Origin of the sequence: Pandoraea sp. B-6, from assembly GCF_000282835.1 — a bacterium.
Lineage (GTDB): Bacteria > Pseudomonadota > Gammaproteobacteria > Burkholderiales > Burkholderiaceae > Pandoraea > Pandoraea cepalis.
The window spans coordinates 3901-13141 of sequence record NZ_KB290513.1; the positions used below are offsets into that span (position 1 = coordinate 3901).

Genomic DNA, 9241 nt, shown 5'->3' on the forward strand with positions numbered 1-9241 from the left:
GACTACCAGCGCACCCTCGCCTTCGATCACGGCGAGACGCGGCTGTCGGTTCTCCTCACGAGCGGACCGCAGGCGAGCACGCTCACCGTGGACGGGCAGACGTATCCGTATCGCTACGCCCACGACGCCGGGGTGTATCGCGTGACGCTCGGCGATCGCCGCGTTCAAGGGCATGTCGACTTCGAACACGACGCCGCGCACGTCTTCGCCGACGGTCAGTCCTGGACGCTGCGCTGGCACGATCCGCTGGCACAGGCCGGGGCGCAGGAAGGGGGCGAGGGGCGGCTGACGGCGCCGATGCCGGGCAAGGTCATTGCCGTGCTCGCGCCAGCCGGTACGAAGGTCGAGAAGGGCGCGCCGCTGCTCGTGATGGAAGCGATGAAGATGGAGCACACCATCAGCGCACCCGCGGACGGTGAAATCGAAGAGGTGCTGTTCGCCGTCGGCGACCAGGTGCCGGAAGGCGCCCAGTTGCTGGCGTTCAAGCGATAACGATCGTCCTGGCGCGGTGCTCCGGCATCACGCCGCAGCGCACGCTGGTGCGGATCCACATTGACTCGCGCAGGACGGTGCTTTCCGCGCTACCGCTTACTGCGGTAGCGCGCGATGAAATTTGAGGACACTTCCTAGAAACTTCGGCAGCGCCCCCGACAGGGGGTCGCTGCCATGGGGATTTCAGTGCATTCGGAATTTTCATAAGGAATCCGAATGGCTGTTCGGAAATATTCTCGGTGTCGATTTCCACCATGCGCGGTTAAGCGCTCGACACCATGACTCAACGTCCTCACTCGTTCATCGGCCCGCGCGCCATTGCGCTCGCCGCCACACTCACCCTCCTGACTTTGTCTGCCAGCGCCAATGCGCAAAGCAACGTCACCCTCTACGGCACGATCGATTCCGGCTTCGTCCACGCCAATCACACGGACGGCCTCAACGGCCCGCAATCGCGATCGATGATCACGAGCAACATCATCTCCGGCAGCCGCTGGGGCTTGCGTGGCACCGAGCCGCTGGGCCGCGGACTGTCGGCGATGTTCCAGATCGAAAGCGGCTTCAATGCGGTCAACGGCGAGATGGGTAACGGCGGCCGGGCGTTCGGACGCAAATCCATCGTCGGCCTGACGAGCACCGAATGGGGCGAAGTGACCATCGGCCGTCAGTACGACCCGGTCGTCAATCTCGTGCAGGGCATGACCGCAGACGGTTACTTCGGTGGGTTCTTTGCCACGCCGGGTGACGTCGACAACTACGACAACGGCGCACGCATCAACAACTCGATCCGCTACGCCACACCGAACTTCGGCGGCTTGCAGTTCGAAGGCATGTACGCATCGGGCAACGTGGCCGGGGAAACCGGGGCCGGCCGGTCGTACGGCGTCGCCGGTGCCTACAACAACGGTCCGCTCGCGCTCGGCGCCGGTTTTTTCTTCGCGGACGGTGGCAACACGCGGGCGGCCTACGGCTATCGCGAGTGGACCAGCAGCGCAGGCTCGCTGTTCAACTCGCCGATCAACAGTGGCTTCCGTACGGCGAGCAAGGTACGCATCGCGCGCGTGGCCGGCAAGTACGCCGTTGGCCCGGCGATCCTTGGGCTGTCGTATTCGAATGCCCAGTACGCGAGCGATGGTCTGTCGGAATTCACCGGCACGGCGACATTCGACACCGTGAACGCCTTCGCCACATATGCCCTGACGCCGGCGATCAACACGGGCATCGGCTATAGCTACACGCGAATGCGCGGTGCGCGCAACCTCGGCGCTCACTACAACCAGTTCAATGCCGGCGTCACCTATGCGCTGTCCAAGCGCACGTCGACCTACGTCATCGGTGGCTATCAACAGGCCATCGGCAAGACGCTGGATAGCGGTCAAACGGTGGAAGCCACCGCGTCGGTCGGTTCGTACGGCTTCAACGCCGGCGCACGAACGCAGTTGCTGGTCGGCATGGGCCTGAAGCACAGCTTCTGACCCCCTTCGTCCTGATCGGGCCGAACACGTGGAAGCCCGCGGGTTCGGGCCGATTTTTCCAATGAATTTAAGTACCTGGAATTCAAACGATCGTTTGGACGATTCCGATTCCTCTGTCTTAAAAAATACACAATTTGCTTAATTGGTATTTACCCTATCCGGGAATCTATTTAGAATTCGCTCCTGTTGAAGTTTGTTGCGGTAGCAACCGACTTGCGACGACTGGCGTCCCCGCTTTCTGAATTTCGCCTTGCGGTCAACGCGGGCCGATGTCTCTCGTGCCGATGTCTCTCGCGCTGCTGCCACTCGGGCCGGTCGTCATTGGACACAGTCATCGCTTACGTCTGTTGTTACGCCGCGCTGTCGTCGCTTAGGGAGAGGGTTTGTGATTTTCGTCATTTGGCTAGGGGTCGCGACGCTCGCCGTCACGGCGACAGTGGCACGTGTCATGCAACTGCAACGCGCTGCGGCACGCACCGCAGCGGCGACCCACGTCTCACGTGTCCTGCGATATCGCCGTAGTCATCGTCGTACCCCTTGCTCGCGCATTCGCTTGAAGGACGCCGCGTAATTTAACGTTGGCCGGCCACCGCTGGGGCCGACGCTGCCGGAACCGAAGCGGTCAGTCGCCGTTCAACGAGTCGCACCGAGTTGTCGTCGTACTTGAAATCGTAGTCCGTAGTCCGCAGTACTCATGCTGTATTCCGGCACCGATGTCCTGGCCGGATAGAGAGTCATCCCTCCCCGCCGTTACGAGGCATCGCTCTCACGCGTTAGCGCCGTACCGCCGCCCACGACTTGGGCGGCCAATTTCGCGCCCACAGCCTCGTATTGCCCACGCATTGCATTAGCCCCCGACGCCCTCCATCGCGCGCCGTCGGATCACGCTCGCTCGCGTTATCGCGTGGGCGCTTCGGCATGCGCTTCACCCGCGCGGCATGCCCAATGTTTTGAACCAGAGAAAATTGGCAGACATGAACACCGCCTCAGAGCGCATTACCGTCACCCTTGAGCTGCATCCGAACGATTTGAAACAGCTCGATATCGCCTGCGAGCGCGTCGGTATGAATCGAGAAGATTTCTGCCGGCTGGCCACTCACCTGGAGGGCGCTCGCGTGCTCAATGGCGAGGGCCTGGCCGCGCTGTCGCGCCCGTTCGGTTTCGCCGCCGCGCTGCCCGCCGTCCTGCGCGGCGCGCTAGCCCGCTTCTGCCTGCGCTGATCGACATCATCGGCCTACGCCACGGCCAGCACCATCCGATGCACTGGCGCCGTTCCATGTCAGCGTGTCGCCCCATCGGCTGACAACGTCTCGTGTGATGGCGCGGCCCCATGAATTGGGAAGCGTCCGATAAGTTTTGCGCTATAGAGGTCGCCGACTCTGTATAGAGGCCCGCCTGTAACGCATGGGGAGGAGAGCGATATAACGTCGCAAGACGCGGGGGGATTGATTACGCTGTGTGACTCGTCAACGGAGTTCCGCCATGCAAACGAATCCACTCGCGCTGTTCGGAGACCATCTGGCCTGCTTGCGCAAGGCGCGCGGCTGGTCGCAGGAGAAACTGGCGCTCGAGAGCGGTCTGGCTCGCTCGTACGTCAGCGGCATCGAGCGCGGTCGACGCAACGTCGCCCTGGTCAATATCTGCGTACTGGCCGATACGCTCGGCGTGCCAACGTCCGAAATGCTGCGCTTTGCGCAGGCGGCCGGTGCCGCTGACACCGCAGCGCTACCCGATCGCACGCCATTGCCGCAGATCAGCCGTTCGCTGTGCCGCCTCGAAAACCGCGATCAGGTCTGGCTCGCCGAGATCATTCGAAGCCTCAGCTCCCGCCTGAGTCAGGCGGCGCCGCCGTCGGCGACCGACGCTTACGCAGACCGATGCGGCCCCTTGTCTGTCGCACACGGCGGTGCCTGTGGCGATGCGCGAGATAGGCGCAATCGGCACGAAGCGCGCGACGGCATCGACGATACCGAGGATCTCGACGATTTCGACGACCTCGATGACGCCGCCGCCCCGCCCGCGGCTCTCCCCAACGCCGCTAGACGGACGCCCACCGCCCCAGCGTTCTCCGCAGGCTTTCCTGCCCATCTTCAACTCGCCGCGCCGAGGGAAGCTGGCTACCGCGTTGCCGACGGCACCGGCACCGACGCCGCCCATCCCGTCGCGCGCATCTGTGACCCCGGGCGCACCCCATCCGAACGCCACGACACATCCGTCACGTCGGCCAATGCCGCCAGATCCGACGCCATCGCACGCGATGACTCGCGGCGTTTCCCCACCGGCGATGACGAGTGAGCGAAAGCGAGGCAATTGATTCTTAGGACATTGCGCAAAGTCCCCCCAGCATCGCGGGGACGTTGCGTGAGCGTTCGTCTTGTAAGCGTGACCTGGCCTTCCGTAAAAACGCTCGCTTCGTCGAGCGTCTTACATCCCCGCAATGGACGTATCACCGCGCCGTGCCTATTTCATGCACGCCAAGCCTATCAAGCATGACAGCCGGCCGATGACTGCCGACCATTCGCGCCGCTCGACACAACGTCCGGTTCGCCCCGTCAACATCGAGTGACATCCCAAGGCGGAAACTTTCAGAATCGCGTGATGGCTTGCGCCGGCATGTCCGGTGTCACACTGCGCGGCTCCGGTTCACGGGAGTGCGACAAAGCGTATCGAAATGCCTGCAGAGCGGTACGCAAACTGGCGCCACCACTACCGTCTGAAAGCACGCACTCCTTGTGCCTTCTCCGAAAGTCCGCAAAAAATCCGCGTTGCGGACCCGGTAGTTCGTGCCTCGCAAACGGGGGATACCCGAGGCACCGTCCCCAATGCCGGCTTTTTGTTTCAATCTTCTTGTCCCTAACAAGGAAAACATTCTTATGGACACCAATTTATTCAGATTCGGCCGACACCTGGCCGGTTTGCGCAAGAAGTACAACTGGGCGCAAGACAAGCTTGCCCTGGAAAGCGGTCTGGCGCGCTCATACCTGAGCGGTGTCGAGCGAGGCAAGCGCAATATCTCGCTGCGCAACATTTGCATTCTCGCCGACACGTTGGGACTGCCACCGCATGAGTTGCTGGCGTTCGATTCGTCGAACGGCATGCTGGCTGACGCGGGGGTGGCGGTGCCCTGCGATCCGTATCCCTCGCTCAACCGGGCAATGCAGAAATTGTCGGACCGCGATCAGGCGTGGATGGCCGATCTGGTCCGCACGCTGAGCTTGCGTCTGGGCCACGGCGTGTTGCGCGACGAATGAGAACGGGGCGATTGATCGCGGGACGCGACGTCCGCGCAACGCGCGCGTGTCCGGCGCCGGGCGACGCCGGCCCGCGCGCCGGCGTCGCTCCTCGGGTTCAGTCGTTCCCGAGGAAGGCGTCCACCGCGCGGTGAAACGCAATCGGATTGGCCAGATTCATGCCGTGCGATGCGTCCTGGATCACCATGCGACGGGCTTCCGGCATGGCGCACGCGAGCGCGTTCAGCACATCGGGATAGGGTGCGGGACTTTGCGCGCCGCCCATTAGAAGCACCGGCGCATGCAACGCGCCAAGGGCGTCGATCGGCAACGGCGTACGCGGCTCGGCCACCTGACCGATCAGGGTGTGAGCGTTGTCGCGCACCATCTGCTTGAACCACGGCACCATGCGCCGCCACGTATCCGGGCCGCTCACGGTGTCGATAAAGATCGCCAGTCCGCCGTCGATATCCCCGGACTCGATGGCAGCAAGCGCCTGTTCGCGGAAGCTGCCCCGCTCGCGGTCGAGTGGCGTCTGCGCCGGGCCGCCGCTGATTTCCACGCCCGGGTCCGCCAGTATCAGCGAGCGTACGGTGTCGGGCGCGAGCAGTGCCGTGCGCAACGCGACATAGCCGCCGCGCGAATGGCCGAGCATATGGACCGGGCCGACGCCCAACGCCGTGACGAATGCGGCCAGGTCCTCGGCGTGCTGCTCCCCCGAGAACGTACCGTCATGGCCGCCCCAGGCTTCGGGCCAGTAGTGACGCAGACTCACCGAGATGACCCGCCGCCGCTGCCCCAACGGCGCCATGTTCGGCTTGAAGTAACGGCAATCGCAAAGCGAACCGTGAACCAGCAAGAGCGGCGCGCCACTGGCGTCGGCGGGGGCAGGGGTCTCGACGTACGCCATCGGATAACCGTTGACGTCGATCGTTTGCGGTACAGGAACCGGCATGGGAGACACATCAGGTAAGGCGGGGCCGCCAGTATACCGAGCTTGCCGCCCGCTTGCCGCGGTGCGCCATCGGCATGCCATGGCGCCTTGGAGAGCGGGAACAACGCGCTAGTGTATGCTTGCGACTCCCTTCATTCCTGCGGTTTCCCGGTATGGCACTCAAAGCCACCATATACAAGGCCGAGGTGCAGATCACCAACCTCGACCGCCACTACTACGCCGCCCATAGCCTGACGCTCGCCCGGCATCCGTCGGAAACCGACGAACGCATGATGGTGCGCCTGCTGGCCTTCATGCTGTATGCCGATGAACGGCTCGCGTTCGGCAAGGGCCTCTCCAACGCCGACGAGCCCGACCTGTGGGAACACGACTTCGGGGGCGACATCGTCCGCTGGATCGACGTCGGGCAACCCGACGCGCGGCGCCTTGTCAAAGCCGCGGGCCGTGCGACGCATGTCGACGTCGTGGCGTACGGTGGCAAACCCGCCGCCGTCTGGTGGCAGGCGACCGAGTCGCAGATCACCCGCTTGTCGAACCTCACGGTGCGCATGCTCGATGAGGCGTCCGCCGAGGCGCTCACGGCACTCGCCGCGCGCACGATGCGCCTCCAGTGCACGATTCAGGACGGTGAAGTCTGGATCGCCGACGACAGCCACAATTTCGCCGTCAACCTCGTGACGTTGCGCGCGGCCGCCAACGACTGACCGGCTTCGGTCATTCCCCGACGGCGGAGCGGCGCGCTGTGCCGCTGCGCCGCGTCACAACGTCACCGCCCCGCCCTCGCCTTCCTCGCCCTCCGCACCCTCCTCGCGGCTCGTCGCCCTCCACGACTCCGGCCTCGCCGCAGTACGCGCGACACCACAAGCTGCGTTACACTTGACGTTAACGTCAATCGAGTGAACGCGGCTGCGCCGTCGACGCCTGCCGGAAGGACCGGACATGTGTGCCATGCGCCCGCGCCGTTACCGTCAGTGCGGTAGGTGCGTGCCGCCCCCTCGCTGGCCCTATCGCCATGACTCATTCCTATACGCGTCTGCCCCGCAACTCATGGACATCCTGATCTTTTCTCCGGACGGCAAGACCGCCGCCTACGAAGCCGGCCTCGCCGAGCATCTGCCGCAGGCCGGCATTCGCGGCTGGCAGCCCGGCGATGCAGCACCCGCCGACTACCTGGTGCTCTGGAAGCCGAATGCCGAAGTCTTGCAACCGCGCGAGCGCCTGAAAGCGATTTTCAACCTGGGCGCCGGGGTGGACGGCGTGCTCGGCACGCACGGCGAAGACGCGCATCGCCTGCCGGCGGGCGTGCCGCTGGTCCGTCTCGAAGACGCCGGCATGGCCGACCAGATGGCGCAGTACGTGAGCGCCGCCGCATTGCGCTACTTCCGCCGTCTCGACGAATTCGATGCGCAGCAAACCCGAGGTCAGTGGAAGTTCCAGAAGCCGAACCGTCTCGCGGATTTCCCCGTCGCGGTGCTCGGTTACGGCACGCTCGGCGCGCACGTCGCCCAGGCACTGAAGGCGTTCGGCTTTCCGGTACGTGCATGGACCCGCAGCCAGCGCAGCGACGATAGCGGCATCGAATTGCACCACGGCGACGCCGGCTTCGATGCCTGCGTGTCCGGCGCCCGCATACTCGTCAACCTGCTGCCGCTCACGCCGCAAACGGTCGATGTGCTCAACGCCAAGCTGTTTGCGAAGTTGGCGCAAGGAGCGTTCCTGATCAACGTCGCGCGCGGCGCGCACCTGGTGGAAGACGACCTCCTTGCCGCGCTGGACAGCGGCCAGATCGCCGCAGCCACGCTCGACGTGTTTCGCACCGAGCCGTTGCCGGCAGACCATCCGTTCTGGCACGCACCTCGCCTGACGCTCACACCGCACATTTCCGCCCTGACGTTGCGCGACGAAACGGTCGCGCAGATCGCCGGGAAGATCGCCGCGCTCGAACGCGGCGAAGCCATCACCGGCATCGTCGACCCGGCGCGCGGCTACTGAGCCGTCGCCCACGCGCGTCATTGCCCGAACCCCTCCAAGGAGACACCGCATGTCCTTGTCCACGCCTAATCTGCCGAAGCACGTGAAAGTGGTCGAAGTCGGCCCGCGCGACGGTCTGCAAAACGAAAAACAGCCGGTACCGACCGATATCAAGATTGCGCTGATCGACCGACTGTCGGCCGCCGGCTTCGCCAATATCGAAGCCACCTCGTTCGTCTCGCCCAAATGGGTGCCGCAGATGGCCGACGGCGCCGAGGTGATGGCGGGCATTACGCGTCGTCCCGGCACGATCTACTCGGTGCTCACGCCGAACCTGCGCGGCTTCGAGGGCGCGGTGGCGGCCAAGGCCGACGAAGTGGTGATCTTCGGCGCCGCGAGCGAAGCGTTCTCGCAACGCAATATCAACTGCTCCATCGTGGAAAGCATCGCGCGCTTCGAACCCGTCGCGCGCGCGGCGAAGGACGCCGGCCTGCGCCTGCGCGGCAGCATCTCGTGCGCGCTCGGCTGCCCGTACCAAGGGGAAGTGTCCGTCGCGAGCGTGGTCGACGTCGTGCAACGACTCGCGGCGCTCGGCTGCGACGAAATCGACATTGCCGACACCATCGGCGTGGGCACGCCCTCGCGCACCCGCGAAGTCATGGAAGCCTGCGCGAAGGTGTTCCCGATCGAGCGTCTGTCCGGCCACTTCCACGACACCTATGGCCAGGCGACGGCCAACGTCTACGCCGCGCTGCTCTCGGGCATTTCGATTTTCCACTCGTCCGTCGCCGGCCTCGGCGGCTGCCCGTACGCCAAGGGCGCGACGGGGAACGTGGCGACGGAAGACGTGGTGTATCTGCTGCATGGTCTCGGCATCGAGACCGGCATCGATCTGGACGCCGTCGTACGCACGGGCGACTTCATTTCGCGCGCCATCGACCGGCCGAACGCGTCACGCGTCGGCCGCGCCATGCTCGCGAAACTGCAGGACGGCGCGCCCACCTGCGTGTGATACCGCGCGGGCCAATGTGCCCGCGTCGACCCTGTGATTCGAAGACACTGACACGACCATGAGCGAGACACCCCGGACTCCCGAACCCGCCCAACAGGACGCTCTT

At 64.6% G+C, this 9241-nt stretch carries 9 protein-coding genes; 8 read left to right on the forward strand and 1 reads right to left on the reverse strand.

Annotated elements, in window-relative coordinates:
• The 5 genes from A985_RS28525 to A985_RS27525 form a co-directional block, all read left to right on the forward strand.
• The coding region (locus tag A985_RS28525) for a biotin/lipoyl-containing protein (protein ID WP_304412211.1) at positions 1–492 on the forward strand (492 nt) is incomplete at its 5' end.
• Positions 493–770: 278 nt separating this feature from the next.
• Positions 771–1967, forward strand: a complete 1197-nt coding sequence (locus A985_RS0109810) for a porin (protein WP_017233231.1) — start codon at positions 771–773, stop codon at positions 1965–1967.
• Between the two features lie 965 nt (positions 1968–2932).
• Positions 2933–3187 (forward strand): hypothetical protein, encoded by a 255-nt coding sequence (locus A985_RS0109820; RefSeq protein ID WP_198288683.1) that lies wholly within the window; start codon positions 2933–2935, stop codon positions 3185–3187.
• A gap of 262 nt (positions 3188–3449) precedes the next feature.
• Positions 3450–4262 carry a helix-turn-helix domain-containing protein gene (locus A985_RS29135; protein WP_017233233.1) on the forward strand — a complete coding sequence of 271 codons (813 nt, stop codon included), beginning with the start codon at positions 3450–3452 and terminating at the stop codon, positions 4260–4262.
• A 578-nt stretch (positions 4263–4840) separates the two neighbouring features.
• Positions 4841–5218, forward strand: a complete 378-nt coding sequence (locus tag A985_RS27525) for a helix-turn-helix domain-containing protein (protein WP_017233235.1) — start codon at positions 4841–4843, stop codon at positions 5216–5218.
• Between the two features lie 97 nt (positions 5219–5315).
• Here A985_RS27525 and A985_RS0109835 read toward each other — a convergent pair whose 3' ends face one another.
• Positions 5316–6152, reverse strand: a complete 837-nt coding sequence (locus A985_RS0109835) for an alpha/beta fold hydrolase (protein ID WP_017233236.1) — start codon at positions 6150–6152, stop codon at positions 5316–5318.
• Positions 6153–6304: 152 nt separating this feature from the next.
• Here A985_RS0109835 and A985_RS0109840 point away from each other — a divergent pair, with 152 nt between their 5' ends.
• The 3 genes from A985_RS0109840 (at position 6305) to A985_RS0109850 (ending at position 9135) form a co-directional block, all read left to right on the forward strand.
• Positions 6305–6856, forward strand: coding sequence for a YaeQ family protein (locus tag A985_RS0109840; RefSeq protein WP_017233237.1), 552 nt, complete (start codon positions 6305–6307; stop codon positions 6854–6856).
• A gap of 343 nt (positions 6857–7199) precedes the next feature.
• Entirely contained in the window at positions 7200–8144 is a 945-nt protein-coding gene (locus tag A985_RS0109845) for a glyoxylate/hydroxypyruvate reductase A (protein WP_017233238.1), read from the forward strand.
• A 49-nt stretch (positions 8145–8193) separates the two neighbouring features.
• Entirely contained in the window at positions 8194–9135 is a 942-nt protein-coding gene (locus A985_RS0109850; RefSeq protein ID WP_017233239.1) for a hydroxymethylglutaryl-CoA lyase, read from the forward strand.
• The last annotated feature ends 106 nt before the right edge of the window (positions 9136–9241 follow it).